Source organism: Altererythrobacter aquiaggeris, assembly GCF_037154015.1.
GTDB classification, from domain to species: domain Bacteria; phylum Pseudomonadota; class Alphaproteobacteria; order Sphingomonadales; family Sphingomonadaceae; genus Aestuarierythrobacter; species Aestuarierythrobacter aquiaggeris.
Map to the genome: position 1 here is coordinate 1732276 of NZ_JBANRL010000001.1, position 19234 is coordinate 1751509.

Below are 19234 nucleotides of genomic sequence, written 5' to 3' on the forward strand. Positions count from 1 at the left end.
CCTCTCAGACTTCGAGGCGCAGACCCCGCAGCCGCAGCGCATTGCCTATCACCGATACGGAAGAGAGGCTCATGGCTGCGGCCGCAATCATCGGGCTGAGCAGCACTCCGAAGAAGGGATACAGCACGCCTGCCGCGACCGGGATGCCGAGTGTGTTGTAAGCGAAGGCGAAAAACAGGTTCTGCCGGATGTTGCGCATCGTCCCACGCGACAGCACGATGGCCTGCACCACTCCTGTCAGGTCGCCGCGAACCAGCGTCACGCCGGCGCTTTCGATTGCGACATCGGTGCCGGTGCCCATGGCAATGCCGACATCGGCGGCGGCCAGTGCAGGCGCATCGTTGATCCCGTCCCCTGCCATGCCGACGCGGCGACCTTGCGCTTTCAGCTCTTCGATCTTGCGGTGCTTGTCTTCGGGCGAGACATTCGCATGCACTTCATCGATTTTCATTTCGCGCGCGACCGCTTCGGCAGTGCTGCGGCTGTCGCCCGTCAGCATAACGACCCGGATGTCGCGCTTGTGCAGCGCCGCAATAGCCGCTGCGCTGGTAGGCTTGATCGGATCGGCCACCGCGATAAGGCCTGCCGGCCGGCCATCGAACGCAACGAACATCACCGTCTGACCCTGCTTGCGACCATTTTCGGCCGAGCCCAGCCAGGCCTCGTCATTGATCCCGACGCGCCGCATCATCTTCTCATTTCCGATCGCAACACGGCGGTCCTGGACGTTGGCTTCAACGCCTTCCCCAGTCGTCGAAGCGAGATCCGTGGCATTGGCAGGAGAAACGCCGCGCGTCCGCGCGCCCTCGACAATGGCATAGGCCAGCGGATGTTCGCTCCCCATTTCGACACCTGCCACCGCAGCCAGAAAATCGCTTTCCTTGATGTCATCTGCCGGCGTCACCGCCACCAAATCGGGTTTGCCCATCGTCAGCGTGCCGGTCTTGTCGACCACCAGCGTATCGATTTTCTCGAGTGTCTCCAGCGCCTCGGCATTGCGGATCAGAATCCCGTGCTGGGCACCCTTGCCTGTGCCCGTCATGATCGACATCGGCGTAGCGAGACCGAGCGCACAGGGACAGGCGATGATCAGGACTGCAATGGCATTGACCAGCGCATAGGCAAGCGCTGGTGCGGGCCCCCAGATTCCCCATACCACGAAGGTGGCGATGGCTATCACCACCACCGCAGGCACGAACCAGCCCGCCACCTGATCTGCCAGTCGCTGGATCGGTGCGCGGCTGCGCTGCGCCTCGGCCACCATCTGGACGATCTTGGACAGCATCGTGTCTTTGCCCACACCGGTCGCGCGCATGACGAACCCGCCAGTCTGGTTGACCGTGCCGCCAATGACTGTGTCGCCAGCCTGTTTGGCGACCGGCAGCGGTTCGCCGCTGATCATGGATTCGTCGATGGCGCTCGATCCCTCTTCGATCTCGCCATCGACCGGAACCTTATCGCCCGGTCGAACGCGCAGACGATCGCCTGTGGCCAGCTGGTCGAGCGGCACCTCGCGCTCATCGCCGGAGCCGAAGATCTTGACCGCGCTGGGCGGCGCCAATTCGAGCAATGCGCGCAAAGCGCTCGAGGTCGAGCCTCTTGCCTTGAGCTCGAGGACCTGTCCGAGCAAAACGAGTGTGGTTATGACCGCTGCCGCCTCGAAATAGATCCCGACCCGTCCCGAATGGTCGCGGAACGCCGCAGGGAACAGATCGGGCGCGACCGTCGCCACCACGCTGAACAGATAGGCGATGGCAACGCCAAACCCGATCAGCGTGAACATGTTGAGATTGCGCGTCTTGAGCGACTGGACGGCCCGAACGAAGAACGGCCAGGCTCCCCAAAGAACAACCGGTGTGGCAAGGGCAAACTGCGCCCATTGCGCCCAGGCAGGTTCGATCAGCCGGTCGAAACTGAGCCCCGGTGCCATGTCGCTCATCGCGTAGACGAACAAAGGCAGCGTGAGCAGCGCGCTCCACCCGAACCTACGCCGCATGTCGACCAGTTCGGGATCGGGGCCATCGTCTAGCGAAACCGTTTCCGGTTCGAGCGCCATGCCGCAAATCGGGCATGAACCCGGCCCGGGCTGGCGGATTTCAGGGTGCATCGGGCAGGTGTAGATCGTGCCTTCGGGCACATCCTCGACCGCGTCGAGATGCGCGCCCGAGAGATAGAGCTCGGGATCGGTGACGAACTTGTCGTGACATCGCGGCGAACAAAAATAGTGCTCGGCCCCCGCATGCTTCGCGATATGCTCTGCTCCGTCGATCGCTACGCTCATGCCGCAGACGGGATCGATGGCGGTGCCTTCGAGCAAGCTTGCGTCCGTGCTCATCGCTCTTCCTTTCTCACTCTACAGCAGACCTCTTACAGCCTTGTGCCGAATACCTTCGAATTGCCGTCACGATACCAGATTCCGGTCGCCCCGCATCTCATTGGGCGGCACCAGGTTTGCCAGGCACCACCCAACCGACTCACTGCTTCGTGATCGACGTGATCACATTGCCTTCAGAACCAGTACGAAATTCAAAGGCAATTCCCTCACCGACGCTTACTTCGCTGCGCAGTTGTTCATCGGCTTCAAACGCCATGGTCATTGCAGGCCATTCGATCGCCGGGACCGGACCGTGGTCGACGGTTATCGTGCCCGCTTCGGCATCGATTGCAGTAACCGTGCCCTCTGCGCTGGCGGTTTGCATCTCGCTGCCAGGTTCCATCATCGGCATATCTTCGCCGTCCATCATCATTTCATTCTCTGCCATCGGCATGTCGTTCATCTCGGCAGTGTCTTGGCCAGAATCGCAGGCCGCCAGCGCCAGCGGGGCGGCCAATAGGCTCATGAGGGTTGTGGTACGCATTCTTCTTCTCCTTGGGGTTGGGTTGGCCGTTCGGGCCGGGGGCGCCGCATCAACAAATATGCGGCGGGGATAACGAACATCGAAAGCAGCGGCGCGGTGATCATGCCGCCCACCATCGGCGCGGCGATGCGGCTCATGACCTCCGAACCTGCGCCGGTTCCAATGAGGATAGGGAAGAGACCGGCAAGAATGACGGCCACGGTCATCGCCTTGGGACGCACGCGCAGAAGAGCACCCTCCCTGATGGCTTCGCCCACGCCGTCCGCATCGAGGGCACCGCTGCGCCGGGCCAGCGCAGACTTGAGGTAGATCAGCATGATGACGCCGAACTCGGCAGACACACCGGCAAGCGCAATAAAACCCACCGATGTCGCAACAGACTGGTTGTAGCCCATCAGATAGAGCAGCCAGAAGCCGCCGGTGAGGGCAAAGGGGAGTGTGCCCATAACAAGTAGCGCTTCGTCGAAGCGGCGGAAGATCAGGTACAGCAAAACGAAGATGATGCCGAGCGTCGCGGGAACGACGACCTGCAACCGCTCATTGGCGCGGGTGAGATATTCAAACTGGCCCGCGTAAGAGATGCTCACACCGGCAGGCAGATCGACGCCCTCTGACACCGCCTCCTGAAGATCGCTTACGACCGAAGTAAGATCGCGCCCGCGCGTGTCGACATAGACCACGCTGATAAGACGGCCCTGCTCATTCTTGAGCATGGGGGGGCCATCGCTGACGCTCACCTGCGCTACGGTGCCGAGCGTAATTTGCTGGCCAGAGGGGGTTAGCAAAGGCAGCGCGCGCAGTTCTCCGAGACTGTCGCGGATCTCGCGCGGATAGCGGACATTGATAGGATATCGCGCCAATCCTTCGACTGTCCGTCCGATATTCGCGCCGCCGATCGCGCCTGACACAATTTGCTGAACATCGGCGATATTCAGCCCGAAACGCGCCGCAGCGACCCGGTCGATGTCCACATCGACATAGCGGCCTCCCGAAAGACGCTCTGCCAATGCGGAGCTGACGCCAGGAACCTGTTTTGCGACATTCTCGACCTGCAAAGCTACGCGCTCGATTTCGGCAAGGTCCTCGCCGGACACTTTCACGCCGATCGGGCTTTTGATACCGGTCGCGAGCATATCGATGCGGTTGCGGATCGGGGGCACCCAGACATTGGCGAGTCCCGGCACCTGCACAGCACGATCGAGCTCGTCGACGAGCTTCTCTGGCGTCATGCCCGGCCGCCAGTCTTCGCGCGGCTTGAACCGGATGGTTGTCTCGAACATCGTGAGCGGCGCGGGGTCGGTCGCTGTATCGGCCCGCCCCGCTTTTCCGAAAACGGTGTCGACTTCCGGTACGGATTTGATCAGTCGGTCCGTCCGCTGAAGCAATGCGGACGCTTCACCAGGAGACAGGCCAGGCAGAGCGCTCGGCATGTAGAGGAGATCGCCTTCATCGAGCGGGGGAAGAAATTCTCCTCCAAGACGGGTGAACGGGATCAGCGCTGTAAGGAATACCAGTCCGGCCACAACCAAAGTGGTTTTCGGTCGGCGCAGTACCCAATCAAGACCGGGCCGGTAGGCGTTGGTCAGCAAGCGATTGAGGACGTTGGTGTCCTCCTTGGGTATCTTCCCGCGGATCAGCCAGCCCATCAGAACGGGAACCAGCGTCACCGACAGAATGGCGGCCGCCGCCATGGCATAGGTCTTGGTAAAGGCCAGTGGGGAGAAGAGCCGCCCTTCCTGCGCCTGCAGAGTAAACACCGGCAGGAACGATAGGGTTATGATCAGGAGGCTGAAAAACAGCGCTGGCCCCACCTCTTTCGATGCGTCCGCAATCAGTTTCCAGCGCTCATCGTTGGACATCTTCTCGTCGGGATGGTCCTCTTCCCAATGCTCGATATGCTTGTGCGCGTTCTCGATCATGACGATGGCAGCGTCGACCATCGCGCCGATTGCGATGGCGATGCCGCCCAAGGACATGATGTTCGCATCGACCCCCTGGAACCGCATCACGATAAAGGCCGCCAGCACCCCCAATGGAAGCGTGACGATCGCCACCAATGCTGATCGCACATGCCACAGGAACAGTGCGCAAACGATCGCGACGATGATAAATTCGGCGATGAGTTTTCCGGTCAGGTTTTCGATCGAGGCGTCGATCAGCTTCGAACGATCATAGGTCGTGACAATCTCGACCCCTTCAGGAAGACTGGCCTGGAGCACGTCGAGCTTCTCTTCGACAGCCGCGATCGTTGCCCGCGCATCCTCGCCTTGTCTAAGCACAACAATACCGCCTGCGACTTCGCCTTCGCCATTGAGTTCGGCGATTCCTCGCCGCATTTCGGGGCCAAGCTGGATCGTGGCGATATCGGATAGAGTAACCGGTATACCGTTCCCGACTGATTTGAGAGGGATCTGCCGGAAGTCGTCGAGAGACGTGAGATAGCCTGAAGCGCGGACCATAAACTCGGCCTCGCCCATTTCGACCACCGATCCGCCAGCCTCTTGATTGGAAGCTTGTATGGCGCGCACGACATCGCTGTAAGTGACGCCAAGCGAAGCCATGCGATAAGGCTCCAGGACGACCTGGTATTGCTTGACCATGCCGCCGACGCTGGCGACCTCTGCGATGCCCGGAATGGTCTGCAGCTCATAGCGCAAGAACCAGTCCTGAAGGCTCCGAAGGCCAGCAAGGTCGCTGTTCCCCGTTCGGTCAACCAGCGCATATTCGTAAATCCAGCCCACGCCCGTCGCGTCCGGCCCGAGCGAGCTGGTCACTCCGTCGGGCAATTCGTTTTGCACCTGGTTGAGATATTCGAGCACGCGCGAACGCGCCCAGTAGAGGTCCGTCCCATCCTCGAAGATCACGTAGACGAAGCTGTCGCCGAACATCGAATAGCCGCGCACTGTTTCCGCGCCCGGCACCGAGAGCATCGTCGTTGCGAGCGGATAGGTGACCTGGTCCTCGACGATGCGCGGAGCTTGCCCCGGATAATTCGACCGCACCACGACCTGCACATCAGACAGATCTGGGATCGCATCGACAGGCGTTGCGCGCACCGCCCAGAAGCCGGCGAGCGTGACCGCGAAGGCCGCCAGAACGATGAAAAACCGATTGGCGATCGAGGCATCGATTATGCGCGCGATCATTGGTCGGTCTTCCGAATGGATTCGATGCGCGGACCGGTGTCGTGCTGCGAGAAGGTAAACTCGACCTTGTCGCCCGGTTCAATACCGTCAACTAGAGCGGCGTCGGCGAGGGCGAAGGGCATGACCATGCTTGGCCATTCGAGGGCGGGAACCGGCGCGTGGTTGAGAGTGATCGAAGCACCAGCGATTTTCGTCACTCTTCCCGTAGCGGTGTATGCCCTCATCTTTGGCGAGCCGTCCGACGCCATGCTCATGGTCCCATCGATCGACCTGACGTCGATCCCGCCAAGACTTGCTTCGGAGTCGATCAGGAACTGACCTGAAGTGACGACCTGCTCGCCCTCCGCAACGCCTGCGAGTATCTCTGTCTTGCCATTCGCTTCGCGCCCGATTTCGACCTCGGCAGGCAGGAACGCGCCTTCATCCTGCTTGAGCATCACGAGATTTCGGCGTCCGGTTCGAATGACCGCCTCCGACGGTACCAGCAAGGCTCGCCGTGTGTCGGGTGAAAGCGACACCTGCGCGAACATCCCTGGTTTCAACCTGCCGCGCGGATTGGGTAGCTCAGCCCGGACGGTGATGGTTCGGCTCGCGGCATCGGCGCTTGGAAGGATGGCAACAATCCGTCCCGCAAATCGCTGATCCGGATACGCTGCCAGGGTCGCACTGATGGGCTGGCCCTGCCGGATATTTGCGGCCTGGGCTTCAGGAACCGAAGCTTCAAGCCATATCGGCGAAAAGCCCGTAATCTCGGCCAAAGTCTGACCTTCCATTACAGTCATGCCGGAGCGCACCCCAAGCATTGTTACGGCACCGCCCACCGGAGCCGTGACGGTGATCGTGTTTTGGGCTCTGCGTGTGCGTTCGACCGATGCGATCATTGCGTCGTTCATTCCAAGCAATCGCATGCGCTGCCGCATCGCATCTGCCAGCGCCCGATCGCCAGTATTGAGCACAGCAATGTACTCGCGCTGCGCGCCGCCCCAATCAGGGACCAAAATATCGACGATCGGAGCGCCGCGACTGACGACATCGTCCTGCGTAAGGCCATAGGTGCGTTGAACGTAGCCCCCCGCGCGTGGCTGGACGATAGCTATATCCCTGCTGTTGTATGCGAGGACACCCGTAACGGTGATCTCCGGTTCGAGAACGCCGAACTCGGCTGCTGCGGTGCGAATTCCGAAATTCTGCACAAGGCCCGGATCAATCCGGACGCCCGCTTCCGCAGCTTCTCCCGCGCACTTGGGAACCAGCATCATGTCCATGAAGGGCGACTTACCGGGCTCGTCAAAACGTTGTCCGGGCACCATCGGATCGTACCAATAGAGCACGTCCTCACAGTCAGTATCCGTCGGCGAGCCAGCTCCGCTGCTCTCGCCGCCGAGCATGTGAAGACCGTAGCCAGCAGCCAGGCTGACAAGGGCAATACCTAGCCCAGCCGCAAACATGCGTTGGCGCTGCGTAAATCGTTCGAGCACGGAGTTCATGGCCTGCCCTCCCCGTATGTGAGTTGTAGTTTGACCGCCGCCTGCACGGCCGCCTGTTCGCGTTCGAGAATTTCCAGCTCGAGCAGGGCAAGTGCTGATTTCGCCGCAATCACATCGACTAGATCGGCACGCCCGGCCGCAAAGCTGGCTGTCTCGAGGTCAACGCGGTCACGCGCGAGCGGAAGAAGTTCATCACGCGCGCGGCGCCATTGGCGCATAGTGCTGCGCCAAGTGGCGAGATCGGCTTCGAAATCCGCGACCAGCGCGCGTCTGCGATCCTCGCGTTCGGCCAAAGCGGCAGCGGCATCGGCTTCGGCGGCGGCGATGCGCGGATTCTGCCGCCGGTCGGTGAAGATCGGAAGAGTAATCGACCCCATGACCGACACCGCATCGCCAAACGCCTGGTCGCGACGACCATAGTTGACGCTCACCCCAAAATCCGGCCTCTTTTCAGCGCGAGCGAGCGCGACACCGGCTTCGGCCCGGTCTCGTTCCGCATCGGCCAGAATGAGTTCGGGATTCCCTTCCAGTTCGAAGCGAAGCTGGTTTTCATCCAGAGCCGCCGTGGGAGCCTCACCCAAGGCAACCGGGTCAGGGAACGGTATGTATCGGGAAAGCTGCGCTTGCGCCGTCTCGCGCTCGGCCTCGATCGACGTCGCTGCATCCTCGATCCCAAGCAATTCGCGCCGTATCACGAGGCTTTCGGCCGGGCGGGCCGAGCCCGACGCAACTGCGCTATTGGCAACAGGGATGAAGGCTCGCAGCTCATCGAGCGCTGTGCTGGCGAGATCGAGGCGTTCTTGCGCGTAGAACAAGCTGACCCAAGCGGTTCCAGCGCTTGCGAGAAGATTGCGCTCCGCCATACCGAGCCGTGCTTCCGCCACCCGAACTTCGGAACTGGCAACGCCATACCTCGCCCGTCGCCGCGCAAGATTGGGTATCTCCTGCTCGATACCGATGGCGACTTGCGTAGGAAGTTGCCGGTCAAGCTCGAACGCCGCGGGTCCGCTTACCGGAAGGTTCATAACCCCTGCGCGTAAACGCGGGTCGGGAAGCTCGTCCGCCGCTTCCGCAGCCTCGCGCCGTGATTGTACACGCAGCGCGCCAGCTTCCAAAACGGGTTGCTCGCCCCGCACCGCTGCAAGTGCTTCCTCGTATCCGACAGACTGCGCTTGCGCAGCTTGCGCGGCGAGCAGTGCCGAAAACGCCACCCAGCCAATTCGCCAATCCATAATTCTCACTCTTTCAAAGCGAACTGGCCGGGAACGACTTCGGCGTACGCGTCAATCGACACGGCGCAAGTCAAGTAATCCGTCAAGCTCGCAAACGGCGCAGAGCACCGCCCGGGAAATGCTAGATGGTGAGTTCAGTTTGTGGAGGCGGAGATTCCGGCGGTCGAGGCTGGCTGTCGAGCCTGTTGGCGCTAGCGGCCAGATACGTAGGCGCAACAGGAAACGGTCCTGCATGCGCCAGTCCCGGACCCGCAAGCGCCAGCGGTGGCAGGCAATTCATGGCTACGAGACAATCGAGGCTCATCTCGCAGCATGAGCCATGCTGTTCGGCCGGGTCCGTTTCGGAAACCATCTGTTCGGGCATCGCGTGTTCAGACATGCCGTGCTCGGCCATGCCTTGCGCCATTTCAGCACAATCAGCCGACCCAGCCATTTCGCTCTGCGGAACGGCCGCCTGCGCAGCAACCTGCACAAGCAGTCCAAAGCTGAAGCAAATCAGGGTCAAGGCGCGAACAAATTTCACGAAGCTGCGATAGTCTGAATAGGGAGCCGAGGCAATCCAGCGGCCAAAATGCAAAATTCGAGCATCATCTTCGGAATTCGTCGCCTTTGATATGTTGGGTGCCCGCTTCCTCATGCTTATCCCTGTGCGCATCGCGAAGGATATCGATCCCGCCATACAGGGCGATGCCAGCAACCGCGATCCCAACCACGAGATCCGGCCAATTTGCGCCTGTAAGCATAACGATGATCCCGGCGACGATGATACCGCCGTTCGATATGAAATCGTTGAAGCTAAACGTGGTCGCTGCGCGCAGATTGACATCCTTTTGCTGAAGCTTCTGGAGCATGCGCAGGCATATGAGGTTCACCACCGCCGCGATGCCCGCCATGGCGATCATCATCAGGCCGCCCGGCTCGGAGCCTTCGATGAAACGCCTGACGGCATCGGCGATAACGCCTCCGGCGAAGACTAGGAGCATAATGCCTGAGAAACGCGCGGCCCCTCGTTTCCAGGATTGCGAACGGGTGAGAGCCAGAAGACTGAGCGCGTAGACAAATGCATCGGATGAATTGTCGAGCCCGTTGGCCAAGAGCGCGTTCGAGTCCGCAAAATAGGCAACGACAAAGAAACCAACCGCGATTGCGACGTTGAGCCATAATACGATCCACAATGTGCGTCGCTTGTCCGCCGAATCCAGATCGAAGTCATCGTTGCAGCTCATACTGGCTTCCCCGTTCTCTCTTTTGTGCCGCCCTTCTCCTTATACGCCAGCAGCCGGAGTGCGTTGGCGACCACGATCAGTGTCGATCCTTCGTGAACCGCGACAGCGGGGCCTATCCCGAGACCGAAAATGGTTGCCGGGATGAGCACGACGACAATTCCGAGACTGACGATCATATTCTGCCGGATGATCGACCGGGTCTGTCGGCTCAGATCGACGGCGAAAGGCAGTCGGGCGAGATCATCGGCCATCAGCGCGACATCGGCTGTCTCCAATGCAACGTCCGATCCGGCAGCCCCCATTGCTATTCCGACCGTTGCGTTCGCCATGGCCGGAGCGTCATTGACCCCGTCTCCGACCATCGCAACCTTGTCCTGGCCGGCAAGCTTGCGGATGGCCTTGACCTTGTCGTCGGGCATGAGATTGCCCCAGGCCTCGTCGAGGCCGACTTCCTTTCCAACCGCATCGGCCACTCTTTGGTCGTCGCCCGAGATCATGATCATTCGGGTGATCCCGAGGCCGCGCAACGCTTCGAGCGTCGCCTTTGCCGCCGCACGCGGCGTGTCGAGCAAGCCGATCGCTCCGAGATCGCGCGTTTCCGAGCGAACGCCCATCGTCGTCCGCCCGCGCTCGCGCATGGACTCTATAGCATCCGACAGTTCGGCACTGAGCGGAGGGACCCCATCTTGCCCGAACATTTCGAGCTTTCCGATCCACACCCGCTCACCGCCGACAAGCGCGGTGATGCCCTTGCCTGTGAAGCTTTCGAGATCGGTTGCTTCGGGCAGAGTCTCATCGCCAAGCCGCTGCTTGCCGTCCCTGACAATCGCCTGTGCCAGGGGATGATCGCTCAGATTTTCAGCCGCCGAAGCAATCGCAAGCAGTTCGTTTTCAGATACACCCTGCGCGGGTTCGACATCGGTAATGCGGGGTTCGCCTTCGGTAAGAGTACCGGTCTTGTCGAACGCGATGGCCTTGAGCGCACCGAGATCCTCGAGCGGCGCGCCGCCCTTTACCAGAATGCCGCTGCGCGCTGCTCTGGCCACTCCGGACAAGACCGCGCTCGGGGTCGCGATCGCCAAAGCGCAGGGGCTGGCAGCCACAAGCACCGCCATCGCCCGGTAGAAACTGTCGCGGAAGGGTTCGTCGATGACGACCCATGCGAAAAGGAGCAGGCCGGCCAGAGCGAGCACGGCAGGCACGAAAATTCGCTCGAAGCGCTGCGTGAAGCGCTGGGTAGGAGATTGCTGAGCCTCGGCTTCGCTCACCATTTGGACGACCTTGGCTAGGGTCGTATCGCTCGATCGCCGGGTCACTTCCACTTCGAGCGCGCCCGATCCGTTGATCGTCCCCGCGAAGACGCGATTGTCATCCGCAAGATTGTCAGGATTGGCGCGCGCAGAAGCGACATCCGAAACCGCGCTCTTGTCGACGGGCACGCTTTCGCCGGTCACCGGAGCCTGATTGATGGCACTGACGCCGTCCAGGATGAAGCCATCAGCCGGAAGGCGTTCGTTCGGACGCACGATTACCACGTCGCCTAGCGCAAGCTCCTCGACCGGGATCTCAACTACGTCAGTTCCGCGCTTTACCCGTGCGGTGTCCGGGGCAAGCCCGGCGAGCGCTTCGATAGCTTTCTTCGCGCGCCCCATCGCGTAGTGTTCGAGCGCGTGGCCGAAACTGAACAGGAACAGCAGTAGCGCGCCTTCGGCCCATTCCCCGAGAAAGGCGGCGCCCGCAGCGGCGACAAGCATGAGGCTGTCGATTTCGAACCGGCGGAGGCGCAAATTGTCCCACGCCTCTCGGAGAGTGAAGAAGCCTCCGAAGAAATATGCCGCTATATAACAAGCGAACGGCAGCCAGACCGGATGCCCGTCCCATAGCTTCTCGATCCCGAAGCCGATGGCGAGAAATGCGCCCGAAGCGAGCGAGAAAAAGAGTTCAGTATTAGCGCCGAAGATGCCGCCGTGACTGTGCCCGGAATGATCTTTATCGTCATGGCGGTGTTCTTCAGCATCTCTGGCATTTGCGGCGATTTTGTCGGCCTTGATTGAAACCCCCAGTTCTTGCAGCGCATTGGCAATCGCGGTCTCATCGGTACGCCGGCGGTCGAACTCGGCGACCAGCTTTCCGCTCGCATCGGCATTTGCTTCAAGTACGCCGGATGCGCGGGCTACCAGATCTGCGACCGTCTGCGCCCGGCGCACCGAATTAATGCCCTCGGTTTGCCACACAACATGCCCGTAGCGCCCGGAAATTTCCGCTCCTGCTACGTGCGCAAGTTCTCTAATCCGCGCGATCGTGAGACGATCGGGATCGTAAGATATTGCAAGCTGGGCAGGTGCACTGTTCGATCCTTCAACGACCTCAACCGCATGCACACCTGCCCGCGAACTGAGCAACGACTGCAGCCGAGCGATACATCTGTCGGTGTCGCTCGGAATGTCCGGGAGAAGCGACGATAGTTCGAGTTCGATATTCCGTGTCACTAGCTGTCGCTCCTCGCTGCTGCTGATGTCTCAACCTGGGTCGCGCGCGGTTTTCTCGCGAAGATCAGGCTTACAATGGCTGGCAATACGAACAGGGTGAGCGCCGTGGCGGTGATCAACCCACCAATGACAACCGTAGCCAATGGACGTTGCACTTCGGCCCCGGTTCCCGTCGCAAGCGCCATCGGAACAAAGCCGAGCGATGCAACTAGCGCTGTCATCAACACCGGCCGCAGCCGCGCGATCGCGCCCTCGATGATCGCGTCGCCCAGTTCCAAGCCTTGCTCGAGACGCTGCTTGATCGCTGTGATCATGACGAGGCCGTTCAGCGTCGCAACCCCGGAGAGAGCAATGAACCCCACCGCTGCCGAGATGGAAAAAGGCATGCCGCGCAGAGCCAGGAAAAAGACCCCGCCAGCCAGTGCCATGGGGATTGCGCTGAACACCGCCAGCGCAGGGACCCAACCGCCGACCGCCATATAAAGCAACAGTAGGATAACCGCGAAGGCAAGCGGGACCACGATGAGCAGACGCTGCTGAGCTTGTTGCAGGTTCTGATATTGGCCACCCCATTCGATGAATGATGCGGACGGCAAATCAACATTCGCGGCAACCTCGGACTGTGCCTGCTCGACGAATGACCCAAGATCACGTTCACGGACGTTGGCGGACACAATCACCAGCCGGCGACCCTGCTCGCGCCGGACTTCGGCCAACCCATCTATCACCTGAAATTCTGCCACAGCACGAAGCGGGACGCTTCCGCCATTGGGCAGGACAATGGGTAATGTTCCAAGCTGGTCAAAGTCGTTGCGGTTCGCATCGGACAGCCTGACCACGACATCGAACCGCCGGTCACCTTCGAACACTAGACCCGCTTTGCGACCGCCAAGGGCAATGGCAACCGACTGTGTCACGTCTTCGACCGTCAGGCCGTAACGCGCGATTGTGGGTCTATCGAAGGCAATATCGAGCGTTGGAAAGCCCGACACTTGCTGAACTTTCACGTCGGCCGCACCATCAACGCCGCGGAGAACTGTGGCAACTTCATTGGCTGCTGCCGTCATGGCCGTGAGATCATCGCCGTAGAGTTTGACCGCGACATCGCCGCGAACGCCTGCGATGAGCTCGTTGAAGCGCAGCTCGATGGGCTGGCTGAATTCATAGAGATTGCCAACGAGATTGCCGAGCGCCTCTTCCATCTCGCTTACAAGTTGATCCTTAGACAGCGAGGGGTCAGGCCATTCTTCGCGCGGTTTGAGGATAACATAGGCATCCGAGATGTTCGGCGGCATAGGGTCGGTCGCGACCTCTGCCGTGCCGGTGCGCGAAAATACCAGCTCAACCTGCGGGAATTGCTTCAATCGCGCTTCAACCTGGCGCTGCATTGTAAGCGACTGCTCCAGTGGGGTGGAAGGAATACGCAATGACTGGACAGCCAGATCACGCTCGTCGAGCTGCGGTGTAAATTCGCTGCCGATGAAGCTGAAGACAAGCGCCGCGAGCGCGAACACGCCGACTCCGGTACCGATGACAGGCCATGGACGGGCAAGCGCTCTGCGCAGCAGCGGACCATAGCGCTCCTTTGTCATTCGGATGGGCTTTGCTTCCTGCTCGTCGATTTTCTTGTTCAGCAAGAGAGCGATCATCGCGGGGACGAACGTGAGCGAGAGGATGAATGCCGAGGCAAGTGCCAGCATCACCGTGATGGCCATGGGCGAAAATGTCTTGCCCTCAACCCCGGTGAAGGTGAGGAGCGGCGCAAAAACCAGAAAGATGATCGCCTGGCCATACACCGTTGGCTTGATCATCTCATGCGCCGCTGCCCGCGTCTCGGCAAGGCGTTCGCGCAGTGTGAGCAAACGTCCCTTGTGCTCCTGCCTTGCGGCGAGGCGCGCGATGCTGTTTTCGACGATGATGACAGCGCCATCGACAATCAGGCCGAAATCAAGCGCACCAAGACTCATCAGATTGCCCGATACGCCAAGCCGGTTCATGCCAATAGCTGCCATCAGCATCGACAATGGGATGACCAGAGCTGCAATGATCGCGGCGCGGATGTTTCCAAGCAGCAGGAACAAAATGACGATGACGAGCAGCGCGCCCTCGACCAGGTTGTTGCGTACCGTCACGATGGTCGCATCGACGAGTGTCGAACGGTTGTAGACGATCTCCGCTTCAACTCCTGCCGGAAGCGACGATCGTATCTCGTCGAGCCTGTCGGCAGCACCCGCAGCTACGGTGCGGCTGTTTTCGCCTGCGCGCATCAGCACAGTACCGACGACGGCTTCCTCGCCATTCAGCGAGGCTGCACCAGTGCGGAGATCGCCGCCAATTTCGACCGTTGCCACGTCGCCGACGCGGATCGGCACACCTTCGCGCGTTGCCACCACTGCCTGCGCAATGTCTTCTACGGAATTCAGCCGGGAATCGACCCGTGCAAGAAGAGCTTCGCCAGCCCTTTCGACAAAGTTGGCACCTTCGGCCTGGTTCGCCGCTTCGAGCGCGGTAATCAGCTGGTCGAGCGAAACGCCGTAGCCGTTGAGGCGGTCGGGGTCTGGCTGCACCAGGTACTGCTTCTCAAAGCCACCGATCGAGTCCACGCCCGCCACGCCGTCGGCCGTACGCATCAGCGGCGCGACAACCCAATCCTGTACCGTGCGCAGATAGGCGGCTCTTGCCACCGGCGTGTCCAATCGCTCGCCCCGGTCCGTGAGAAAGCTGCCGTCCTTCTGCCAGCCAACAGCACCACCCTTGGGCGCATCGGTTCCACCCGGATGCTCGAATTCGATGGTATACATCAACACCTCGCCGAGACCGGTTGCAATCGGACCCATTGACGGCTCCGCACCTGCAGGAAGCGAAGAGGCCAGGTTGGCGATCCTCTCTTCGACCTGCGACCGGGCAAAGTAGATGTCGGTGCCTTCTTCGAAGATCGCGGTGACCTGGCTGAAGCCGTTACGCGAGATCGAGCGGGTCATCTCAAGTCCCTCGATACCGGCTAGTCCGGTTTCGACAGGGAAGGTTACCTGCGTTTCGATCTGCGAGGGCGAGAGGGCCGGTGCCTCGGTGTTTATCTGCACCTGAACATTGGTGATGTCCGGCACCGCATCAATCGGCAGTTTTGCAAGATTGAACGCGCCCCAAATGGCAACACCTAGGGCAAGGGCTACGACCGCCCAGCGATTGCGCACCGACCAGTCAAGCACGCCGCCAATCAAGCCGCCATTGCTGTCTGCCTCTTTTTCGAAGCCGCTTTCAGAACTATCAATGTCCATGTTCGGCTTCCTCTTTTCCGAGTTCGGCCTTGAGCAGGAAGGCGTTTTCGGTCGCAATCCGTTGGCCATCTTGCAGGCCGGACTCGATCACGATGCGCCCTCCTGAGCGCGATCCCGTCACGACAGGCGTCGCCCGGAAGCCGGTACGCGTGCGAAGGAACACGACTTCCCGGCCTTCGACCATCTGAACTGCGGATTCAGGCACCGAGATCGAGGTCGCATCGGTTTCACCTGAGAGTCGGATGCGCGCCTGCAAGAATGCGCCTGGCTGCAATCCGGGGACCGCTCCAGCGAGCGAAATAACTGCGGTTGCGCTGCGGCTTTCCGGATCGAGTGCCGGGGTCACCGAGCGCACACGTCCGCCGATCTCCCGCTCTTCTCCAATTTCCAGCGTTGCCTCGTCGCCGGGTCTAATTCTCGCAGCATCACTGGCGGGCAGAGCCACCTGCACTTGCAAGCCGCTCGCGTTCACGATCTGGAACATCTCTTCACCGGCGGAGACGTAGGAGCCGAGCACGATCGGCGCGCTGGTGATCTGCCCTGAAATCGGGCTCGTCACAGCAAGCGACCGTCCATCCCCGCTGACACCGGCAGCTGCAGATGCGGCTTGCGCACGGGAAAGTTCAGACCTTGCCACCTGCAGATTGGCCTGTGCAGCTTCGAGATCCTGCCGAGCCGTCACATTGGCCTCGAACAGCCGCCTTTCCCGGTCATAGAGTGCGGAAAGTTCGTTGACGCGGGCACGCGCAGCAGCGACCTGCGCAGCCAGTCCGGCAGCGTCAGCGCTTTCGATCCGGGCAATTGGCTCACCTCGCCTGACATAGTCGCCAAGCGTCTTGTTCACGCTCCTCACCACACCGGAAGCACGTGCATCGATCCGCGCGCTGGCATTCGGCGCTGCGGCGACGGTCGCTGGGAATACAAGCTCCGTTGCTGCGCCGAATTGGACAGCTTCGATTTCTATCGACGAAGCTGCGATCTGCTTCTCGTCGATCAGCAGAACGCCTTCGGGGACTTCGCTCTTTTCACCTTGTTCCGCTTGCTGGTCGGGTCCGTTTGAGTCAGCGGGCCAGAAGACCCAGGCCAAGGCGGCCAGCAAGATCAGGACGCCGCTTACGGCGATCAAATGGCTACGTTCCATGGAAATGGGCCTCACTGTGTGTTGAGCCAGATGAGCCGCGCCGCGAGCAGGGCGCGGGTCTCTTCTGCCTGAATCAGATTTTCACGAATGGCGTCGCGCGCTTCGGCAGCTGCCAGAACTTCGATCAGCGGAAATCTGCCATTGCGGTAGCCGATTTCGACGAGCCTGAGCGCTTCCTCAGCCTGCGGCAGGGATGCGCTGGAGAGGGTCTCCACACGCGTTTCGGCGGCCAGATAAAGCGTTCGCGTCCGCTCGAACTCCACGCGGTAGTCCGCCTCGGCTATCGCCTCGCTCGCGCTTGCCGCGCGGTATTGCGCCTCGGCGGCTGCGATGTTGCCCTGGTTGCGGTTGCGAAAGGGAAGCGGAATGGAAATCCCGACGATGAACGCTTGATCGTTGCTTTCCTCAAAACGGCGCACGCCTGCCGACAGCGTTGGGTCGGGAACGCCAAGCGAGCGCTCACGCGCAATTTCGGCTTCAGCAAAGCTGGTTCGAGCGCCCGCAATGCGCAGTTGCAACGGATTTTCGGAAACCGGCGGTGCAAGGGGCGGCGATAAGTCAGGAAAGACGTTCGATACTGCGGGATTGGGCTGTCCGGATACCCAGAGAGCCGCGAGCGCCTGACGTGCTGCTAAATCGTCTGCTTGTGCAGCCTGCAATTCGGCCTCCGCCTCGGCAAGCGTAGCTTGTGCACGCATAGCTCGAAGCGGCGGCTCCCGCCCGACCTCTACAAGCACGTAGGCGATCCGCGTCAGTTCACGGTTTCGCTCGACGATTTGCCGCGCGAGAACGAGGCGTTGGCCTGCGGCTACAGCCTCCACATAACGCTCGCGCACCCCCAAAGCGAGTTGCGACAAGGCAAATTTGCTCTGCAAGCCGGCGAAATCGGATGATGCGCGTGCGCTCGCGATGCGTGCGCTTCGCTTGCCGCCGAGTTCGAGCTGCTGGCCGATCGCCAGGGTATATTCGGTCGATCGCAGCCCGGAGAAAGCGCCGGAGCCCGCGATGTTCTCGGCCTCGAGCGATAACTCGGGATTGGGTCGGAGGCGTGCTTGGTCGATAGCCGCACGCGCGGCTTCGGCCTCCGCCTGAGGGCCGTAAACCCGTGGATTGCTGGAAGGGTCATCTTCCCCTTCAACGCCGACGCCCGCTCGAGCGAGCGCTTGCTCGAGTGTAACTGTTTCCTGTGCCAATACTGGCGAACCCGTGGACACGGCAATCAAGGCCGCGGCCAGTGCAAAGCACCGCATTATTGTATCTCCTGACTGAAACCAATCGAGCGCACGCGCAGGCGCACTCGCACATGATTTGCTGTCAGGCTTTGGGAGGTTGGATCAGAACTGGCGGCGCGCGCGAGGTGAGCATCGAAGTCGCAAGCGGACCCTTCAGGCTATTCGTGCGCGCAAAGGGCGACCCCAGGAACACTCCACTATCGGCGAGGCTGAAGCTGCAATTGTGATGATGCGTTGCCGAATGGTCCTGACCATCATGGTCCGGCTCGGGATCATTGCTATCGAAGTGGTCCGCCCCATGCGCATAAACGTGATCGGCCGCATGAACGAAGCTTTCGCCTTCTGAAGCATGCGCGTCAGGTAACGATAGGACACTACCGAAAAGAATGGCGATGATCGCAAGGAAGGGGAACACAAGACGCGGCATGTTACTCAACCCTTTAGGAGCCTTGCAAAGCTTGCGCAACCACGGCTGTCTGAGCGCTTGTCTTTTTCATGATCACGATTTGGCACCGACGAATTCATACGCACAACCGGCCAGAAACTCGCGGAAATGAACTTCGCGCAAAACTTTGCGTGCTGGTAGCCAAGGGCGGAACTCTTCATATTCCCGCGCCACACCAAATGGTTTGGTCAGCACTATGCCGATTTCAATCAGCCATCGCGGCCAGCGCTCGGGGTGCTTCAGGCCAAGCAGGGCCATCCGGGCACCCGTCGGGAGAGCAGCTGAGGCGCGCTCGATGATCGCGGCGTAGTCAGGTGGCATTTCCAGTCCAAAGGTGCTGATGACTGCGCTGGTCTCGCTCGGAAAGCGGAAGGCGGCTACGTCTGACTGCACAAATTCGACATTGCTAGCTCGCAGGCGCTTCGCTCGTCGACGGGCTTGGTCGAGCATGCCTTGCGAAAGGTCGACCAGCGTCACCTTGCCGCTTGGTCCTACTCTCTCAAGCAGAAACGCGAGGTTTGCGCCGGTGCCAGCACATAGATCGATCACATGGTCACCGGCGTTGAGTTCAAGCCGGTTAACCAGATCGCGTCGCCAGCGACCAAGACCGGCCCACCGAAACCCCGACACCAATCGGTCATAGATTCCCGCGTTCTTGTCGTAGAGACGTTCAACCTGTTCGTTGGATAGAATTGCCATG

General features: G+C 60.7%; 13 protein-coding genes. All 13 read right to left on the reverse strand.

What is annotated here, in order from left to right; all coding sequences use genetic code 11:
* Positions 1-4: 4 nt before the first annotated feature.
* The 13 genes from WFP06_RS08535 to WFP06_RS08595 all read right to left on the reverse strand — a co-directional run bounded on the left by WFP06_RS08535 (position 5) and on the right by WFP06_RS08595 (position 19233).
* Positions 5-2335: a heavy metal translocating P-type ATPase gene (locus WFP06_RS08535; RefSeq protein ID WP_173214099.1), complete on the reverse strand. Its 2331-nt coding sequence runs from the start codon at positions 2333-2335 to the stop codon at positions 5-7.
* A 139-nt stretch (positions 2336-2474) separates the two neighbouring features.
* On the reverse strand, positions 2475-2858 hold the full coding sequence (locus WFP06_RS08540; RefSeq protein ID WP_336986780.1) for a copper-binding protein: 384 nt from the start codon (positions 2856-2858) through the stop codon (positions 2475-2477).
* Complete coding sequence (locus tag WFP06_RS08545) at positions 2837-6004, reverse strand: efflux RND transporter permease subunit (RefSeq protein WP_336986781.1); 3168 nt, start codon at positions 6002-6004, stop codon at positions 2837-2839. Before WFP06_RS08545 ends, WFP06_RS08540 begins: the two co-directional genes overlap by 22 nt.
* Complete coding sequence (locus WFP06_RS08550) at positions 6001-7491, reverse strand: efflux RND transporter periplasmic adaptor subunit (protein WP_336986782.1); 1491 nt, start codon at positions 7489-7491, stop codon at positions 6001-6003. The genes WFP06_RS08545 and WFP06_RS08550 overlap by 4 nt, the downstream gene beginning before the upstream one ends.
* Positions 7488-8723 (reverse strand): TolC family protein, encoded by a 1236-nt coding sequence (locus WFP06_RS08555; RefSeq protein ID WP_271438920.1) that lies wholly within the window; start codon positions 8721-8723, stop codon positions 7488-7490. The genes WFP06_RS08550 and WFP06_RS08555 overlap by 4 nt, the downstream gene beginning before the upstream one ends.
* Before the next feature lie 121 nt (positions 8724-8844).
* Complete coding sequence (locus tag WFP06_RS08560; protein WP_271438921.1) at positions 8845-9246, reverse strand: hypothetical protein; 402 nt, start codon at positions 9244-9246, stop codon at positions 8845-8847.
* A gap of 64 nt (positions 9247-9310) precedes the next feature.
* On the reverse strand, positions 9311-9949 hold the full coding sequence (locus WFP06_RS08565; RefSeq protein ID WP_152434343.1) for a cation diffusion facilitator family transporter: 639 nt from the start codon (positions 9947-9949) through the stop codon (positions 9311-9313).
* Positions 9946-12438, reverse strand: coding sequence for a heavy metal translocating P-type ATPase (locus WFP06_RS08570; RefSeq protein ID WP_336986783.1), 2493 nt, complete (start codon positions 12436-12438; stop codon positions 9946-9948). Before WFP06_RS08570 ends, WFP06_RS08565 begins: the two co-directional genes overlap by 4 nt.
* On the reverse strand, positions 12438-15659 hold the full coding sequence (locus WFP06_RS08575; protein ID WP_336987666.1) for an efflux RND transporter permease subunit: 3222 nt from the start codon (positions 15657-15659) through the stop codon (positions 12438-12440). Before WFP06_RS08575 ends, WFP06_RS08570 begins: the two co-directional genes overlap by 1 nt.
* A 46-nt stretch (positions 15660-15705) precedes the next feature.
* Entirely contained in the window at positions 15706-16857 is a 1152-nt protein-coding gene (locus tag WFP06_RS08580; protein WP_336986784.1) for an efflux RND transporter periplasmic adaptor subunit, read from the reverse strand.
* Positions 16858-16868: 11 nt separating this feature from the next.
* Positions 16869-18107 carry a TolC family protein gene (locus tag WFP06_RS08585; RefSeq protein ID WP_336986785.1) on the reverse strand — a complete coding sequence of 413 codons (1239 nt, stop codon included), beginning with the start codon at positions 18105-18107 and terminating at the stop codon, positions 16869-16871.
* Positions 18108-18171: 64 nt separating this feature from the next.
* Complete coding sequence (locus tag WFP06_RS08590; protein ID WP_221572383.1) at positions 18172-18516, reverse strand: hypothetical protein; 345 nt, start codon at positions 18514-18516, stop codon at positions 18172-18174.
* Between the two features lie 72 nt (positions 18517-18588).
* A complete protein-coding gene (locus WFP06_RS08595; RefSeq protein WP_221572382.1) occupies positions 18589-19233 on the reverse strand; it encodes a class I SAM-dependent methyltransferase in 645 nt (214 codons plus the stop codon).
* Position 19234: the final 1 nt, after the last annotated feature.

What these genes read in the sequence shown, in the direction of transcription:
- WFP06_RS08535 (WP_173214099.1), bottom strand. Translation starts at nt 2,335, where the DNA reads ATGAGCACGGACGCAAGCTTGCTCGAAGGCACCGCCATCGATCCCGTC.
- WFP06_RS08540 (WP_336986780.1), bottom strand. Translation starts at nt 2,858, where the DNA reads ATGCGTACCACAACCCTCATGAGCCTATTGGCCGCCCCGCTGGCGCTG.
- WFP06_RS08565 (WP_152434343.1), bottom strand. Translation starts at nt 9,949, where the DNA reads ATGAGCTGCAACGATGACTTCGATCTGGATTCGGCGGACAAGCGACGC.
- WFP06_RS08595 (WP_221572382.1), bottom strand. Translation starts at nt 19,233, where the DNA reads ATGGCAATTCTATCCAACGAACAGGTTGAACGTCTCTACGACAAGAAC.
- WFP06_RS08580 (WP_336986784.1), bottom strand. Translation starts at nt 16,857, where the DNA reads ATGGAACGTAGCCATTTGATCGCCGTAAGCGGCGTCCTGATCTTGCTG.
- WFP06_RS08545 (WP_336986781.1), bottom strand. Translation starts at nt 6,004, where the DNA reads ATGATCGCGCGCATAATCGATGCCTCGATCGCCAATCGGTTTTTCATC.
- WFP06_RS08555 (WP_271438920.1), bottom strand. Translation starts at nt 8,723, where the DNA reads ATGGATTGGCGAATTGGCTGGGTGGCGTTTTCGGCACTGCTCGCCGCG.
- WFP06_RS08590 (WP_221572383.1), bottom strand. Translation starts at nt 18,516, where the DNA reads ATGCCGCGTCTTGTGTTCCCCTTCCTTGCGATCATCGCCATTCTTTTC.
- WFP06_RS08550 (WP_336986782.1), bottom strand. Translation starts at nt 7,491, where the DNA reads ATGAACTCCGTGCTCGAACGATTTACGCAGCGCCAACGCATGTTTGCG.
- WFP06_RS08585 (WP_336986785.1), bottom strand. Translation starts at nt 18,107, where the DNA reads ATGCGGTGCTTTGCACTGGCCGCGGCCTTGATTGCCGTGTCCACGGGT.